This is a genomic window from Pseudomonas sp. S5D5, from assembly GCF_003013355.1.
Taxonomy (GTDB): Bacteria; Pseudomonadota; Gammaproteobacteria; order Pseudomonadales; family Pseudomonadaceae; genus Aquipseudomonas; species Aquipseudomonas aylmerensis.
This window is the reverse complement of sequence record NZ_PTEO01000001.1, coordinates 5,213,133-5,228,087: the sequence shown is the minus strand read 5'-3', so window position 1 is coordinate 5,228,087 and position 14,955 is coordinate 5,213,133. Positions and strand designations below refer to the sequence as shown.

Below are 14,955 nucleotides of genomic sequence, written 5' to 3'. Positions count from 1 at the left end.
TTTTCGTTTGCGTACAGGCGCGCATAAATTATTCGCGCCCCACCGAATAACTTCCCCTCCTGCGGTGTTCACTCCACAGACCACCCAGGAAGCGCCCATGAACACACCTGTAGACCGCTACGACCGCCTGACCCGCACCTTCCACTGGCTGACCGCTGCCGTGGTGATCTTCATGTTCGCCAGTGCGCATATCTGGGAAAACCTGGAAAAAGGCACGCCGCTGCGCAAGGGCCTGCAGTCGGTGCATATCTCCCTGGGCATTGCCCTGGCGGTACTGATCCTCGCGCGGATCGCGTGGCGGCTGTCTGGCGGCACCCGGCTCAAGGCCGACAGTCACCCGGCGCTTAACCTGCTGGCGAAAATGGCGCATGGTTGCCTGTACCTGTTGCTGCTGGCGCAGATTGTCCTGGGGTTCCTGTTTCGTTGGGCACAGGGCGAGCCATTCAACTTTTTCGGACTGTTTTCGGTTCCCGCGCCGTTTGCGATTGATCACGCATGGCGCGGCACGCTGGGCGGTCTGCATGACACCGTGGCGTGGGCGATCATCGGGCTGGCTGGCCTGCACGCCTGTGCGGCGCTGTGGCACCACAGCATCAAGCGTGACAACACGCTGCGCCGCATGCTGCCCGCCCCACGGGACGCTGTTTGAAGTGATGTTTGCTGCTGTATCTCCCCATCGTTACGGAGCACGACAACCATGAAGACTCGCCACCAACACCCCATGACTTATCGCACCGCGCTGCTCTTCGGTGCGTGCCTGGCTGTCGCCTTGCTCGCCGGCCAGGCCCGGGCTTCCGGCGATGAGTCGGCGCCGCCCAAGCCGAACTGTCCGAAGGGCCAGGTGTGGGACACCAAGACCGGCAAGTGCGTGCTGCAAACCAGCAAGGCGACGTCGGATGCCGATCGGACCGACTACGCCTACCGCCTGGCCAAGGACGGGCGCTATGAAGAAGCCCTGGCCTTGCTCGATACCCTGAGCAACCCCAACACCGCCAAGGCCCTCAACTACCGCGGCTACGCCACGCGCAAACTGGGGCGGACCGATGAAGGCATCGGCTATTACCTGCAGTCCGTGGCGTTGGACCCCAACTACGCCCAGGTCCGCGAATACCTGGGTGAGGCCTATGTGATCAAGGGCCGGGTGGACCTGGCCCAGGAGCAGCTGCTGAAAATCAAGGCGCTGTGCGGCACCACCTGCGAAGAATATGAAGACCTAGCCGAGGCCATCACTGCTGCGCCCCAGGTATGACGTCGGTGACTGAACGATCAGGGGGCCGCCATTACTCGAGAGGCTGATTTTCGTCGCGAATTGGGCCAGTTGTTGCCGCGTTTATGGCGATACGGCCTGGTGTTGTCGCGACAAAAGCACCTGGCCGAGGACCTGGTGCAGGCCACCTGTGTGCGGGCGCTGGAGCGTGCCGGGCAATTTGTCGCCGGCACGCGGCTGGATCGCTGGTTGCTGGCGATCATGCACTCGATCTGGCTCAACGAGCTGCGCTCGCAGCGGGTTCGCCAGGGGCAGGGCTTTGTCGATGCAGAGCAGGCGTTGTCATTCGATGGCGAAAGCCAGGCCCAGGATCACGTGCTCGCCGCGCAAGTGATCAAGCGCGTCAACGGGTTGCCCGAAGCGCAACGAGAAACGGTTTTTCTGGCGTATGTCGAAGGGCTTTCATACAAGGAAATTGCCGATGTCCTGCAAATACCGGTCGGCACAGTCATGAGTCGGCTCGCGGCCGCACGCGCCAGGCTGGCCGAGACGGCCCCGGCAAAAGCCCACGCCGAACCCGCCAGTGGAGAACGCCGATGACTCACACACACCTGCCTTGCGATGAGCAGTTGGTGGCTTATCTGGATGGAGAACTGGACCCCGACCAGCGCCGGGTCATCGCCGACCAGATCCACGCTCACCCCGCGGTCGCTGCGCGCCTGGAGGTGCTGCGGTGCGCTGATATGCCGTTCAAGGACGCGTTCGACAGCGTGCTGGATCAAGCGCCGACCGACGGCCTGCAGGCGATGCTCAACGCCTTGCCGCCGGCAGCGGTCCCCGCCTTGAGTCGCCGCCGTTTCCTCGCCGTGGCCGCAGGGTTCGCGGTGGCCGGCGTGGTCGCCGATCGCCTGTTCCTGGCCTGGCCGCGTGGGGAACCCGGCCAGGGCTGGCGCGCCTCGGTGGCTGAATACATGGCGTTGTACACGCCGCAGACCCTGGACAATCTCAGCGCGGACCCGGCTGCCCACCTCGCGCAACTCAGCGCGGTGGGCACGCAACTGGGCCTGCCGTTGTCGCCTGCTGCCGTGGCCTTGCCCGGCGCCGAGTTCCGGCGGGCGCAGAGCCTGGACTATGACGGCGTGATCATCGGCCAACTGACTTACCTGGATCCCCGCCACGGTCCACTGGCGCTGTGCATCACGGCCAACAAAAGAGCCCCGGCGACTTTCGCCACCGAGCAGCGCCGAGGCATGAACGTGGTGTATTGGGCCAGCGCGTCCCATGCCTTCATGCTGATCGGCCGAAACCCTTTCGAAGATTTGCAGATCATGGCCAGCAGCGTCGAGCGCAGCTTGCCGGCCTGATCTCAGTGACGGGTCTGCAGGGCGCGCCAACGCGTGGGCGTGGTGCCTTCCCAGGTGCGAAACGCGCGATAAAACGAGTTGGTGTCTTCGTAACCGAGCAGGCAGGCGATCTCGTCTATTTCGATCGACGGCTCCGCCAGCAGATGGCGCACCACCTCCTGGCGGCTCTCCAGCAGCAATTGTCGAAAGCCCGTGCCTTCCTCGGTCATGCGCCGCTGCAAGGTGCGTTCGCTCAGGCCCAGTTCGCGGGCCACGTCGACCATCTCCGGGCGACCACTGGCGAAGAGACGCTTGAGGGTGCTTTTCACTTGGTGGCTGATCGTGGCCGGCGCGGTCGCTTCGGCCAACGCCGCCACCAGGGCCGGGTTCAGCAGGTCGAGCAGTTCCGGGTTATGGCTGGGGAAGGGCCGTTTGAGGTCGGCGGTATCGAGCACCAAGGCATTGCGCGCGGCACCGAAACGAATGGCACAGCCGAAAAACTCCGCCAGTGCCGGGCTGTTGCTCCGGGGGCGGGCCAGTTCAACACGGCGCGCCGTGATGTGCACCCCCGAGCCGCGCCGGCCCAGCTCGACAAACGTCGCAAACGCCGCGTCGATCAACAGCCGCGGTGGCGGCTGCTGGCTGCGCAGCCAGTCGAGGGTGACCGTGCAGGTCGCGCCGTCCTCGGTCACCTGCACGCGTTCGGGCGTACACAGTTGCTTGAAGCGTGCGAGGCGATGCAGGCCATCGCGAAAGTCACGGGCGATGAACGCGGCAAAACTGGACGGCGGCAGGGCGCTGCTGTCCAACTGGGTGACCAGCAGGACGCCGGCAGCCGGGTCGGGATTGAGCACGCCCACGGCTTCCCACAGGCGAAAATATTCCTCGGTGCTGACGTGGCGACGATCACCGCGCTCGCCCAAGTGCAGGGTCATTGGCAGCCGTGCCTGGCGTAACACCGCTGCAGGCTCCAGCCCGATGGTTGTCAGGGCGTGCCAGAACACCTGCGGAATGTTGAAGCGCGATTGGCGTGCGTCAGACATGGACCACCTTTGTTTCAATCAATCGGAGGCTGACACACTGAGGTCATGCCATTTCTCGTCGGAAGCTGCCAGGTCCGCCGCCGCTCGCGCGGCATATTGCACCGCGTCGCTGCCGATCAACAGGCGCAGGGGCGCGTCTTCACGCAGGGCCAGTTCGAGCACGATCTCGGCCACCCGCTCCGGCCCGGTCGGCAGAATGCCGGGGGAGTTGAGCAACTCAACCAGTGCACCGACACTTTGCTGATAGGGCGCACTGATCGGCGCAATCGTCATGGAGCTGCCCGACCAGTCGGTACGCATGCCGCCCGGTTCCAGCACCGTCACCTGCACGCCCAGCGGGTTGACCTCTTGCGCCAGCACGGTTGAAAAGCCGCCCACGGCCCATTTGGCACTCTGGTACGCCGCCAGGCCCGCCATGCCAATCCGCCCGCCCAACGACGATACCTGAAAGATATGCCCGCGACCCTGGGCGCGCAGGATCGGCACCACGGCCTTGCTGACGTGCACGACACCATAGAAGTTGGTGTCGATCTGTGCCGAGAAGTCCTCCAGGGTGACATCCTCGACCGACGCCAGGTCGCCATACCCCGCGTTGTTGACCACCACATCCAGGCGACCGAAGTGTGCCACGGCGGCCTCCACAGCCTTTAGCACCTGAAGGTTGTCGGTCACATCCAGCTGCAGTGGGTAGATTGCGTCACCGTACTCGGCCACCAGTTCATCCAGTTGGCGGGGAGTGCGTGCAGTGGCCGCCACACGATCGCCGGCGCGCAAGGCCGCTTCGGTGATGGCGCGGCCAAGGCCACGGGAACTGCCAGTGATAAACCAGATCTTGGACATGCGAACACCTCTTCGTTTCGGGCGGCTCAAGCAGCCTGGGCACCCAGGATGGTCGATGAACGCGGTCCAGGCACTAGCAGAAGGGCGCCAAGTGACTTGCAAAAGACGCCAATTATTCGCGGGTCAAGCGCCCGGCCAGGCTCTCGATAAACACCGTCTCGGCCCGACTCATCTTCTGTTCGCGATTCCACAACAGGTGAATGTCCACATCGGCGATCCCTTCATCGGGCGGCAGCCGCCACAGCAGCCCGTTTTTGACGTCGTCCGCCACCACATGGATCGGCAGGCACCCCAGGCCGAATCCGGCGATCACCAGGCGCCGCACTTCTTCCAGGCTGGAGGACGACGCCACGATGCGCCCGCTGAAGCCTTGCTGATCGCGAAAGATGGTCAGTGGCGAGAGCATCCCGCCGATCTGGTCGCTGGTGAAACTGACGAAGTTCTCCGACTGCAAATCACCTTCGGCCAAACCGGTACGGCCAAACAGCGGGTGGTGGCGCCCGCAAAAGAATGCGTAGCGTTGACGCAGGAACAGGTGCTGCTCCAGGCGCGGCTGCGGCCGGCGATTGAGGCTCAGCCCGAGTGTCGCGGTTTTTTCCAGCAGGGCGGCGACGATGTCGGAGCTGCGCATCACCTCGACCTCGAGGTCGACCCGCGGATGTTCGCGGTGGAAGCCCGTGAGGAAGTCATCAAAGGTCTCTGAGTTGATGCGGCTGATCATCAGCAGGCGCACTTTGCCGATTACTTCATCGCCGGGTTTTTGCAGGGCGTTGCTCATCTGCGAGACCTGGCCGTACATCTCGCCGGCGATGGCGAAAATCTGTTCGCCGGCTTCGGTCAGTACAAAGCGCGGGCCACGGCGCACGATCAGTTGGCAGTCGAGTTGTTCTTCCAGGCGTTTGAGCGCCTGGCTGATCGCCGGTTGCGTCAGGTGCAGGCGCGCGGCGGCGCGGCTGATGCTCAGCTCCTGGCCGATCACGCGAAAGGTGCGCAGCAGGTTCCAGTCCAGCCGGTCGTTGAGCAGCGGGTGAATATCGCGGCGGGTTTCGGACATGCGCGGGCTCGATCATAAGCAGGATTTATAATCAGAATAATAAATAGAAAATTGACTAATCATAGCCCCGAGACGAAAAATCCTCCTCGACAAGCGCCATAAGAGCGCCTGCGCTTGACCTTTCTCCTGCCAAAAAAATAACCAAAGGAGCCCGCCCATGAAGCCTTCCGCTTCGCCCCAGCCCCGCCGTGCTGCGGCCGCCGCTTTTATCGGCACCATGATCGAGTGGTACGATTTCTACATCTACGCCACCGCCGCTGCACTGGTGTTTGGCCAACTGTTTTTCCCTTCCGAAGACAAACTGTTCAGCACCATGGCCGCGTTCGGCACCTTCGCCGTGGGTTTCTTCGCGCGGCCCTTGGGCGGCATTGTGTTCGGCCATATCGGCGACCGGATCGGCCGCAAGAAATCCCTGGTGATCACCCTGGTGATGATGGGCGTGGTCACCGTCTGCATCGGCCTGTTGCCGACCTATGCGCAGATCGGCGCCGCAGCACCGGTCTTGCTGGTGCTGTTGCGGGTGGTGCAAGGCATTGCCGTCGGCGGCGAGTGGGGCGGGGCGGTGTTGATGGCCGGCGAGCACGCGCCGAAAGGGCGGCGTAACTTCTTCGCGTCCTTCGCGCAACTGGGCAGCCCGGCGGGGTTGATCCTGTCCCTGCTGGCGTTCAGCGCAGTCACCCGTTTGCCTGAAGAAGACTTGCTCAGTTGGGGCTGGCGCCTGCCGTTCCTCGCCAGCGCCTTGCTGCTGGTGGTCGGCCTGGCGATTCGCCTTGGCGTCAACGAGTCGCCTGAGTTCCTCGAAGACAAGGCCCTCGCGGAAAAAGCCCGGGCAATCAAGCAGGACCAGGCCCCGGTGATCGAAGTGCTGAAAACCGCCTGGCGCCCACTGTTGCTGTGCATCGGTGCCAATACCCTGGGGATTGCCGGGGTGTATTTCACCAACACCTTCATGATTGCCTACAGCACTCAGCAATTGGGCCTACCGCGCTCGCTGATCCTGGAGTGCCTGTTCTTCGTGGCAATCATTCAATTCTGTGTCCAGCCCCTGGCGGCCTGGGTGGCAGAGAAGGTTGGTGCCACGCGTTTCCTGTGTGCGATGACCGTGCTGGCAATGGCCTCGCCTTATCCGATGTTCGTGCTGGTGAGCAGTGGCCAGGCGCCGTTGATCATCCTCGGCATCGCCTTGGCAGTGGTGTGCATGGCCTCGTTTTATGCGGTGATCGCAGGCTTTGTCAGCGGCCTGTTCGAAACCCGTGTGCGCTACACCGCCATCTCCCTGGCTTATCAGGTGTGCGGTGCGCTGGCCGGTGGCCTGACGCCATTGATCGGCACGTGGCTGGCCCACGAATACCAGGGCCAATGGTGGCCGATGGCAGTGTTCTACAGCCTGATCGCGGCGGTGTCGCTGGTGTGCGTATTGGCCTTGTCGCGCCGCCACGCCAGCGCGCACCGAATTGAAATGGCACAGAGTGCCTGAGGGAGATTGCAGCATGTTGAAGATTAACGGCGAACGCCTGTGGGCCAGCCTGATGGCCATGGCCGAGATCGGTGCCACTGCGCGCGGCGGCAGTTGCCGGCTGGCCTTGAGTGCCGAAGACCGGGCCGGTCGCGAGCTGTTCAGTCACTGGTGTAGCGCTGCCGGGCTGACCCTCAGCGTGGACGCCATCGGCAACCTCTTCGCCCGGCGCGCCGGCACGGACAAGGACGCCGCCCCGGTGATGATCGGCAGTCACCTCGACACCCAGCCGGAAGGCGGGCGCTTTGATGGCGTCTACGGCGTACTGGCCGGCCTCGAAGTGATCCGCAGCCTCGACGACCAGGGCATCCGGACCCGCAAACCGCTGGAGATTGCGGTGTGGACCAACGAGGAGGGCGCGCGTTTTACCCCGGCCATGCTCGGTTCGGCGGTATTCACCGGCAGCCTGGCGCTGGCCCCGGCGCTGGCCACGACCGATGTCGACGGTATCAGCGTGGCCGAGGCCCTGCGCGCCACCGGCTATAACGGCGCGCGCCCGCTGGGCGGCGCGGTGGATGCGTACTTCGAAGCGCATATCGAACAAGGCCCGATCCTGGAAGACAACGCCAAGAGCATCGGCGTGGTGACCGGCGGCCAGGCGATTCGCTGGCTCGACGTGCGCGTCGAAGGCATGGCCGCGCATGCCGGCACCACGCCGATGCCGCTGCGCAAAGATGCGCTGTATGGCGCGGCCCGGATGATCCAGGCGCTGGAGCAATTGGCCGCCGATTTTGCCCCCGAGGGCCTCACCACCGTCGGTGAGTTGAGCATTGCCAAATCGTCGCGCAATACCATCCCCGGCCTGCTGAATTTCACGGTCGACCTGCGTCATCACCGCGACAGCGCTATCGACGCCATGGAGCAACAGGTGCGCCAACAGTTGCAGGCCATCGCTGAACAACGCGGGCTCACCGTCACCGTCACCCCGCACTGGGTCAGCCCGGCCACGCCCTTCGACGTCGAATGCGTGGCCTGCGTGCAAACCGCGGTGGATGCGCTGGGCTACAGTCAGCAACGAATCGTCAGCGGTGCTGGCCACGATGCCATCCACCTGGCGCGCTATTGCCCGACCGCGATGATCTTCATCCCCTGCGTCGGCGGCCTCAGCCACAACGAAGCCGAAGATGTGTTGCCCGAGGACGTGCGCCTGGGCACCGATGTATTGCTCAACGCCGTGTTGCAACGCGCCGGCCGGGCCGACTGACAACACCGTTCGGGAAGATTGAAGAAGCTCACCTGTGGGCAGCGTCTACCCGCAACCCTGTGTATTGAGGAGATTGCCATGCGTACTTTTTTCCACCCCGAACAACTGCTGCACCATCCACGCAGCTATTACTCCCGTGGCCAGATGCGCACGCCGCAGGAGGTCCCCGAGCGCGCGCGCAACCTGCTGCAGGCCGCGCAGACTCTTGGGTTCGACATCCAGCAGCCGGCCGACCACGGCCTTGAGCCGCTGCTTGCCGTGCACGGTGCGCCTTACCTGACGTTCCTGCAGGAAGCCCATCAGCGCTGGAAAGAAATCCCCGAAGACTGGGGCGACGAAGTCATGTCGAACATCTTCGTGCGCGAGCCCAACGCCCTGCGCGGCATCCTTGCCCAGGCCGCGCGCTACCTCGCCGATGGCAGTTGCCCGGTCGGCGAACTCACCTGGCGCTCGGCCTACTGGTCGGCGCAAAGCGCGGTTGCCGCCGCCCGGGACATTCTCGACGGCGCCCCGGCTGCCTACGCGTTATGCCGGCCACCGGGGCATCACGCGCGTTTCGAGGCGGCAGGCGGGTTCTGCTACATCAACAACGCAGCCGTGGCCGCGCAGGTGTTGCGCGACGGCTTCCAGCGTGTTGCCGTGCTCGACACCGACATGCACCATGGCCAGGGCATCCAGGAGATTTTCTACACGCGCGACGACGTGCTCTACGTGTCGATCCACGGCGACCCGACCAACTTCTATCCCGGTGTCGCCGGCTTCGCCGAAGAGCGTGGCAGCGCGGCGGGTGAAGGTTTCAACCTCAACCTGCCGATGCCTCATGGCGCCAGTGAGGCCGTGTTCTTCGACAAGCTTGAAGTGGCGTTGAAGGCGCTGAAGGACTTTTCGGCCGATGTGCTGGTGCTGTCGCTGGGCTTCGATATCTACGAGTTGGACCCGCAGAGCAAAGTCGCGGTGACGCGCGAAGGCTTCGCGCGGTTGGGCGAATGCATCCGCGGGCTGGGCTTGCCGTGTGTGATCGTGCAGGAGGGCGGCTATCACCTGGAGACGCTGGACGCGAATGCGCAGGCGTTTTTCGATGGGCCACAGGCTTGGGTGAAGTAAGGCAAGAGTGACGTGGCACCTGCGTGACGATCTCGCGTTGTGATCGTCACGTGGCATGTCATGAGGGGGCGGTCACGGGGGGCTTGAACGGTTTGACCAGGCGTTCTGCCGGGATAGCAACTTCCCGATCACAATCAACGCGTCGAAGCGCCATCGTCGCCCACCGCAACATGCGCCATGGGCGGCGTCAATTCCAGTACCCGGTCACGCCCACCTTCGGCCAACAGGTAAGTGCCACGAGTCGTCGGCACAATCGACTGCGGCGCTTTCAGGAATGACAGGATCGTCTGCCGGTGCCCCTGCTTGTCGATCAGCAGCAAACGCGCGCGGTGCGTGGCGTCTTCGTTGATCCACAGGCCCCGCGCATCACACATCAGGAACGTCGGCTGGTTCAGCCCGTCCACGACCATCGGGTCGCTGCCGTCCTCGGTCAGCTCGCGCACCATGCCTTCCTTCTTTTTGGTGTAGAGCATGCGCCCGTCGCTGCAGCGGATGATCGATTCGCCTTCGTCCATGCCCGTGCGTACGACGCTCAGGCTCTGGTCACTCCAGCGATAACGCAGCACACGGCCCTCGTCGCGCCGGTCTTCCATGGCATACAGGTAGTCGCCGTCGTCCCACAGGCCTTGCACGTTCTGGCCCCTGAACAGTTCGGTGACGTGGCCGTCCTTGAGGAAACTGACGGGCGAATCGAGGGCTTCCTGGCTGAACACCCAGCCACCGCGCGTGGCAAACATGCCGTCGGGCTTGGACAGGTTGCCCACCACCACTTCGCGGCTGCCGTCGGGGTGGATGCGCACGATGCTGCCCTTGCCGTCGTCGAGTTCCTGGCTGACCATCAGCGAGCCGTCGTCCAGGGGCATCAGCGAGGCGGCCTTGGCCACGTCCGTGTGCAGTACCTGGTAATGCCACTGGCCGCTGGCGCTGACCGGGTAGTAAGTCTGCCAGGCAAAAAAGCCCAGGGCGGCGGTGCACACCAGGACGAGTGTGCACACTGCGGTTTTCAGGATTCGGATCATTGCTTGGCGCCGACGGATCGAAAGGTCGACCACGTTACCAAGCATGCCGCCGAACATCACCCGGCAATTGCGCGATGTCCCCTTTATCCGGCGCCTGCCGCGCCATCCAGGCCACGGCGGATCTTCTCCAGCAACTCGTCGATATGGAACGGCTTGGAGATCAGGTCCATGCCTGCACCGAGAAAGCTCTGGCGATTTGCCGCGTTCTCGGCGTAGCCGGTCATGAACAGAATCGGCAGCGCGGGGTGCATTTCGCGTGCGATGTCGGCCAGCTCGCGCCCGTTCATGTAGGGCAGCCCGACATCGGTCAGCAGCAGGTCGATGCTCGGGTCGTTGCGCAGGCTGGTGACGGCTTCGTCGCCATCGGCGGCCAGGCTGCAGCGGTAGCCGGCATCGACCAGCACCTCGGCGACAAAGCTGCGCACCGAGGGCATATCCTCGACGATCAACACGTGTTCGCCGCTGCTCTGGCCGGGGGCTGCAACCGGCCTGGTCGCCGTGCTGGCGGGACCGCTGGCGGCGGGCAGCATGATGGTCACTTCGGTGCCCTGGCGGGTCACGCTGCGGATCTGTGCGTCGCCGCCGGACTGGCGCGCGAAGCCATAAATGGTCGACAGGCCCAGCCCGGTACCCTGGCCCAGGGGCTTGGTGGTGAAGAACGGGTCGAAGACCTTGTCGATGACGCTGTGCTCGATACCCACGCCGTTGTCGCGTACCGACAGGGCGATATAGGGGCCGTTTTCCAGTTTCAGGTTGCCGTTGGAATAGGCCGGGTAGGTGGTCACCCAGATATTGCCGCCTTTGGGCAGCGCATCGCGGGCGTTGATCACCAGGTTGAGCACGGCGCTTTCCAGCTGGATCGGGTCGACCATTGCCACGGCGGGGTTGTTGGTCAGTTCGAGCTTCAGCGCGATATGTTCGCCGATGGTGCGCACCAGCAGTTCTTCCAGCGAGCGGATATGTGCATTGATGTCGATCGGCCGCGTGTCCAGCGGCTGCTGGCGGGCGAAGGCGAGCAGGCGGTTGGTCAGGCCGGCGGCACTCAGCGCCGAACTCAAGGCCGCATCGGCGTAACCCATGACCTTGTCGGTGCGCTGGCTGTCGATGCGTTTCTTGATCAGCTCCAGGCTGGTGATGATCCCGGTCAGCAGGTTATTGAAGTCATGCGCGATGCCACCGGTGAGCTTGCCCAGGGCATCCATTTTCTGCGCCTGCAACAGCTGCGCCTCGGTGCGCGCCAGTTGGGTGGTGGCGTTGGCCAGTTCGGCCTGCTGATGACGTTCACGGTGGCGGTGTTCGGTCACGTCCTCGACAAACACCAGGCTCAATTCGGCGCGGCGATAGGGTGAAATCTGCCACTCGGTTTCGCGCAACTGGCCGTCGACCTTCATCTGCAGCGTGCCTTTCCAGCGCTCACCGGCGGCCAGGCGCTGGCACAGCTCCTGGAGTACCGTGAGCTGGTCGGCGGCGAAGCACTCGAGCAGGGCGTCCGGGTTGAGGTTGTCGTGAATCAATTGGGCGAACGCGTGGTTGCATTCGTGCACCTTGAGCTGTGCGTCCATCACCGCAATCGGCGCGCTGATATTGAAAAAGATCTCGCGAAACCGCGCCTCGCTCTCGCGCAACGCGTATTCGGTGTCACGCACGCGCAGCAGGGTGCGCAGGGTCGCGAGCAGCACATCGGGGTCGACCGGATGGATCAGGTAGGCATCGGCGCCGGCATCCAGGCCGGTGATGATGTCGCCGGTCTCGATGGAAGCCGCCGACACATGCACCACGGGCAGCAAGGCGGTGACCGGGTCGGCGCGCAACACCCGCACGATGTCGAAGCCGCTCATGTCCGGCAGGTTGACGTCGAGGATCAGCCCGTCGATCTTTTCGCGGGCGATCAGGTCCAGCCCCTCCTGGCCGGTGCCGGCTTCGAGCACGTGATAGTCGTGGCTTTCCAGGCGCCGCCGCAGGGCGTAGCGGGTGGCGGCATTGTCGTCGACGATCAGCAGTTGAATGTCACGATTCATCGACGGGTCCGCCAGCGATAGAGAGAGGAATGATCACAAAGAACATCGAGCCCACGCCGGGAGTACTTTCTACGCCGACCCGGCCGCCAAGCAGCTCGGCAAAACGCTTGCACAGCGACAGGCCCAGCCCGGTGCCGCGCAGGCGTTTTTGCAGTGGCGAGTCGATCTGCGAAAAATCTTCGAACAGGTTGCTGTGCAGTTGGGCGGGAATGCCCAGGCCGGTGTCCTGTACGGCAAAGCGGATTTCTGCCTCGCCGACCCGTTGCGCCGACACGCGGACCTCGCCTTGCACGGTGAACTTGAGGGCATTGGAAATGAAGTTGCGCAGGATCTGCGCAAGCTTCTTGTCATCGGTGTAGAGCTTGGGCAAGCCGACGGGCTCTTCGAAGATCAGGTCCACCGATGACGCGTCGACAATCGGCCGGAACATGCCGCGCAAGGCCGAGAACAGGTCGAACATATCGAACCAGGCCGGCGAGATAGTGATACGGCCCGCCTCGATCTTGGCCAGGTCGAGCAAATCGTCGACCATTTCGCGCAGTTCGCGCGCCGAACTGCGGATAAACCCCACCTGGGTGTGTTGCTCCGGGCTCAGCGGGCCATCGAGTTCATCGGCCAGCAGGCTGGTGATGCTGAGGATCGAGCCCAGCGGCGTGCGGAATTCATGGCTCATGTACGACAGGAAGCGGCTTTTCAGGTCCGAGGCCTGGCGCAGTTGATCAGCCTGCATGTCCAGCTCGGCATACAGCGCCAGGACACCCTGGTTGGTCTCGTCCAACTCCGCGCGCAACGCCTCCGCTTCCTGGCGCAGGCGCAGCACTTCATCGGCGAGGGAAACAGTGGCTTCAGCCATCGATGGCCTCCAGGGCAATCACGAAGACGGTGACGTCATCCCGTCCGCGACAGAAATCACGGTGCAAAATGGCGGCAATCAGGGCGGGGTGGCGGTGAGAAAGCCCAGGATAGTCGGCAAGGTTCCAGCGTGACTGCAGGCCGTCGCTGTAGAGAATCAGCAACTGGCCGCTGACCTCAGCGTAGTCGAAGGGCTGCGCCTTGCGAAACTGCACGCCGACAATGCCCGGATGAGACGCCAGCCCGCGCGACTTGCCGGGACCGATCAGGCTGGCGCCGATATTGCCCACTCCGGTAAAGCGCAGGCTGTCGGCCGTGGCGTCGTATTGCGCGACCGCCACGGCGCCGCCGCGGGTGCCGGTCATGCCAATATGCAGGTCGTTGAACAACACGCCGGCGTCGAGGAACGCGTCATGGGCGAACACTTCCTCACCGGCGCGCGCGGCCCGTTCGGCCTCGCTGCCATGACCCAGGCCGTCCGCCACCATCACGCTGAAGCGGCCCGGTTGGATTGCCAGGTGCCAGGCATCGCCGCAGGCCGGGTCGTGGTGCAGGGAATGCTGGCTGACGCCGTAGCGAATGTCCTTCGCGCCGGCCGCCCGTGGGTACAGCCGCGCCAGCATCGCCGTGCCGCGTTGGTCGGCGTACACATCGAAGACCTGGGCCACGCGGGAGATCGCGCCCATGCCGATGCCCTGGGTGCCGCCGGTGGAAAACCCATCCACCAGGCAGCTGTCCAGGTCGAAACCCTGGCCACGGTCCACGGCGATTAGCTCCACGCCCTGGTTGCCGGTGGCGCGCAGATGCAACTCGCCATGGGCGGCATGCTTGAGGATATTGCTGGCCAGCTCGGTAGCCACCAGCGCGACGCGACCGGCATCGGTTTCGTCAAAGCCCAACTGCTCGGCGAATTGTTGCGCGGTACGCCGTGCGTAGCCGACCTGGCTGACGTCTTCGATCAACAGCACCTGGGTCAGGGCGCTGGGAATGTTCACGTCCATCGGGTGATCGTCACGCGGGTGCCCTTGCCGGGTGCGGTGTCCAGTTCGAACTCGTCGACCAGGCGCTTGGCGCCGGTCAAGCCCAGGCCCAGGCCGCTGCCGGAGGTCCAGCCGTCGGTCATCGCCAGCTTGAGGTCGGGGATGCCGGGGCCTTCATCGCGAAAGGTCAGGCGCAGGCCGGGGCGGTGGTCTTTCTCGACCACGGCCCAATCCATATGACCGCCGCCGCCGTAGACCACGGTATTGCGCGCCAACTCGCTGACGGCGGTGACCAGTTTGGTCAGGTCGATCAAGCGCATGCCGCATTCCTGGGCCAGCTTGCGCACCAATTGTCGGGCCAGCACCACGTCCTGTTCGATGAGCACCGGGTGGGTGCCGCTGCTGGCCTGGGTCATGAGTGGTCTACCCGGTCACGCAGCAGATTCATGCCGCGCTCGACGTTCAACGCGGTCGCCACGCCGGGCAGGGTCATGCCCAGTTCCACCAGGGTGATGGCCACGGCCGGCTGCATGCCGACCAATACGGTCTGGGCATCCATGATGCGCGACAGGCCGGAAATGGTGCCGATCATGCGACCGATGAACGAGTCGACCATGTCGAGTGCCGAGATATCGATCAACACGCCACGCGCCGAGGTGCGGCTGATGCGTTCGGACAGGTCGTCCTGCAACGTCAGTGCGAGTTGGTCATGCATGTCGACCTGGATGGTCACCAGCAGGAATTCGCCCATCTGCAAAATAGGGATGCGTTCCAT

At 64.1% G+C, this 14,955-nt stretch carries 16 protein-coding genes; 7 read left to right on the top strand and 9 right to left on the bottom strand.

The window, feature by feature from the left end:
- Window positions 1–97: 97 nt before the first annotated feature.
- The 4 genes from C9990_RS23830 to C9990_RS23815 all read left to right on the top strand — a co-directional run bounded on the left by C9990_RS23830 (window position 98) and on the right by C9990_RS23815 (window position 2,571).
- Window positions 98–649: a cytochrome b gene (locus C9990_RS23830; RefSeq protein WP_065899392.1), complete on the top strand. Its 552-nt coding sequence runs from the start codon at window positions 98–100 to the stop codon at window positions 647–649.
- A 72-nt stretch (window positions 650–721) separates the two neighbouring features.
- Window positions 722–1,249 carry a tetratricopeptide repeat protein gene (locus C9990_RS23825; RefSeq protein ID WP_106804864.1) on the top strand — a complete coding sequence of 176 codons (528 nt, stop codon included), beginning with the start codon at window positions 722–724 and terminating at the stop codon, window positions 1,247–1,249.
- Window positions 1,250–1,309: 60 nt separating this feature from the next.
- Window positions 1,310–1,807 carry an RNA polymerase sigma factor gene (locus C9990_RS23820; protein ID WP_106804863.1) on the top strand — a complete coding sequence of 166 codons (498 nt, stop codon included), beginning with the start codon at window positions 1,310–1,312 and terminating at the stop codon, window positions 1,805–1,807.
- A complete protein-coding gene (locus C9990_RS23815; protein ID WP_106804862.1) occupies window positions 1,804–2,571 on the top strand; it encodes an anti-sigma factor in 768 nt (255 codons plus the stop codon). Before C9990_RS23820 ends, C9990_RS23815 begins: the two co-directional genes overlap by 4 nt.
- Window positions 2,572–2,573: 2 nt before the next feature.
- Here the strand turns inward: C9990_RS23815 and C9990_RS23810 are convergent, their stop codons facing one another.
- From C9990_RS23810 to C9990_RS23800, 3 genes are all read right to left on the bottom strand, one after another.
- Window positions 2,574–3,593, bottom strand: a complete 1,020-nt coding sequence (locus C9990_RS23810; RefSeq protein ID WP_106804861.1) for an AraC family transcriptional regulator — start codon at window positions 3,591–3,593, stop codon at window positions 2,574–2,576.
- Window positions 3,594–3,611: 18 nt separating this feature from the next.
- The gene (locus tag C9990_RS23805; protein WP_106804860.1) at window positions 3,612–4,433 is read right to left on the bottom strand and encodes an SDR family NAD(P)-dependent oxidoreductase; all 822 of its coding nucleotides are present in this window, start codon (window positions 4,431–4,433) and stop codon (window positions 3,612–3,614) included.
- A gap of 112 nt (window positions 4,434–4,545) precedes the next feature.
- Window positions 4,546–5,487, bottom strand: a complete 942-nt coding sequence (locus C9990_RS23800) for a LysR family transcriptional regulator (protein WP_106804859.1) — start codon at window positions 5,485–5,487, stop codon at window positions 4,546–4,548.
- A 157-nt stretch (window positions 5,488–5,644) separates the two neighbouring features.
- Here C9990_RS23800 and C9990_RS23795 point away from each other — a divergent pair, with 157 nt between their 5' ends.
- From C9990_RS23795 to C9990_RS23785, 3 genes are all read left to right on the top strand, one after another.
- On the top strand, window positions 5,645–6,964 hold the full coding sequence (locus C9990_RS23795; RefSeq protein WP_106804858.1) for an MFS transporter: 1,320 nt from the start codon (window positions 5,645–5,647) through the stop codon (window positions 6,962–6,964).
- A gap of 13 nt (window positions 6,965–6,977) precedes the next feature.
- On the top strand, window positions 6,978–8,207 hold the full coding sequence (locus tag C9990_RS23790) for a Zn-dependent hydrolase (protein ID WP_106804857.1): 1,230 nt from the start codon (window positions 6,978–6,980) through the stop codon (window positions 8,205–8,207).
- A gap of 78 nt (window positions 8,208–8,285) precedes the next feature.
- Complete coding sequence (locus C9990_RS23785) at window positions 8,286–9,311, top strand: histone deacetylase family protein (protein ID WP_106804856.1); 1,026 nt, start codon at window positions 8,286–8,288, stop codon at window positions 9,309–9,311.
- Between the two features lie 134 nt (window positions 9,312–9,445).
- Here the strand turns inward: C9990_RS23785 and C9990_RS23780 are convergent, their stop codons facing one another.
- The 6 genes from C9990_RS23780 to C9990_RS23755 all read right to left on the bottom strand — a co-directional run bounded on the left by C9990_RS23780 (window position 9,446) and on the right by C9990_RS23755 (window position 14,955).
- On the bottom strand, window positions 9,446–10,330 hold the full coding sequence (locus C9990_RS23780; RefSeq protein ID WP_106805710.1) for a hypothetical protein: 885 nt from the start codon (window positions 10,328–10,330) through the stop codon (window positions 9,446–9,448).
- 83 nt (window positions 10,331–10,413) lie between these two features.
- A complete protein-coding gene (locus C9990_RS23775; protein WP_106804855.1) occupies window positions 10,414–12,348 on the bottom strand; it encodes a response regulator in 1,935 nt (644 codons plus the stop codon).
- Window positions 12,338–13,201 carry a sensor histidine kinase KdpD gene (locus C9990_RS23770; RefSeq protein WP_065899383.1) on the bottom strand — a complete coding sequence of 288 codons (864 nt, stop codon included), beginning with the start codon at window positions 13,199–13,201 and terminating at the stop codon, window positions 12,338–12,340. The genes C9990_RS23775 and C9990_RS23770 overlap by 11 nt, the downstream gene beginning before the upstream one ends.
- A complete protein-coding gene (locus C9990_RS23765) occupies window positions 13,194–14,201 on the bottom strand; it encodes an ATP-binding protein (protein WP_106804854.1) in 1,008 nt (335 codons plus the stop codon). Before C9990_RS23765 ends, C9990_RS23770 begins: the two co-directional genes overlap by 8 nt.
- Entirely contained in the window at window positions 14,192–14,596 is a 405-nt protein-coding gene (locus C9990_RS23760; RefSeq protein ID WP_065899382.1) for an ATP-binding protein, read from the bottom strand. The genes C9990_RS23765 and C9990_RS23760 overlap by 10 nt, the downstream gene beginning before the upstream one ends.
- Entirely contained in the window at window positions 14,593–14,955 is a 363-nt protein-coding gene (locus C9990_RS23755; protein ID WP_106804853.1) for an STAS domain-containing protein, read from the bottom strand. Before C9990_RS23755 ends, C9990_RS23760 begins: the two co-directional genes overlap by 4 nt.

Excerpts from the sequence above, each read along its gene's own strand:
- C9990_RS23825 (WP_106804864.1), top strand. The coding sequence starts at position 722 with ATGACTTATCGCACCGCGCTGCTCTTCGGTGCGTGCCTGGCTGTCGCC.
- C9990_RS23830 (WP_065899392.1), top strand. The coding sequence starts at position 98 with ATGAACACACCTGTAGACCGCTACGACCGCCTGACCCGCACCTTCCAC.
- C9990_RS23775 (WP_106804855.1), bottom strand. The coding sequence starts at position 12,348 with ATGAATCGTGACATTCAACTGCTGATCGTCGACGACAATGCCGCCACC.
- C9990_RS23780 (WP_106805710.1), bottom strand. The coding sequence starts at position 10,330 with ATGATCCGAATCCTGAAAACCGCAGTGTGCACACTCGTCCTGGTGTGC.
- C9990_RS23800 (WP_106804859.1), bottom strand. The coding sequence starts at position 5,487 with ATGTCCGAAACCCGCCGCGATATTCACCCGCTGCTCAACGACCGGCTG.
- C9990_RS23765 (WP_106804854.1), bottom strand. The coding sequence starts at position 14,201 with ATGGACGTGAACATTCCCAGCGCCCTGACCCAGGTGCTGTTGATCGAA.
- C9990_RS23755 (WP_106804853.1), bottom strand. The coding sequence starts at position 14,955 with ATGGAACGCATCCCTATTTTGCAGATGGGCGAATTCCTGCTGGTGACC.
- C9990_RS23795 (WP_106804858.1), top strand. The coding sequence starts at position 5,645 with ATGAAGCCTTCCGCTTCGCCCCAGCCCCGCCGTGCTGCGGCCGCCGCT.
- C9990_RS23810 (WP_106804861.1), bottom strand. The coding sequence starts at position 3,593 with ATGTCTGACGCACGCCAATCGCGCTTCAACATTCCGCAGGTGTTCTGG.
- C9990_RS23805 (WP_106804860.1), bottom strand. The coding sequence starts at position 4,433 with ATGTCCAAGATCTGGTTTATCACTGGCAGTTCCCGTGGCCTTGGCCGC.
- C9990_RS23785 (WP_106804856.1), top strand. The coding sequence starts at position 8,286 with ATGCGTACTTTTTTCCACCCCGAACAACTGCTGCACCATCCACGCAGC.
- C9990_RS23790 (WP_106804857.1), top strand. The coding sequence starts at position 6,978 with ATGTTGAAGATTAACGGCGAACGCCTGTGGGCCAGCCTGATGGCCATG.
- C9990_RS23770 (WP_065899383.1), bottom strand. The coding sequence starts at position 13,201 with ATGGCTGAAGCCACTGTTTCCCTCGCCGATGAAGTGCTGCGCCTGCGC.
- C9990_RS23815 (WP_106804862.1), top strand. The coding sequence starts at position 1,804 with ATGACTCACACACACCTGCCTTGCGATGAGCAGTTGGTGGCTTATCTG.
- C9990_RS23760 (WP_065899382.1), bottom strand. The coding sequence starts at position 14,596 with ATGACCCAGGCCAGCAGCGGCACCCACCCGGTGCTCATCGAACAGGAC.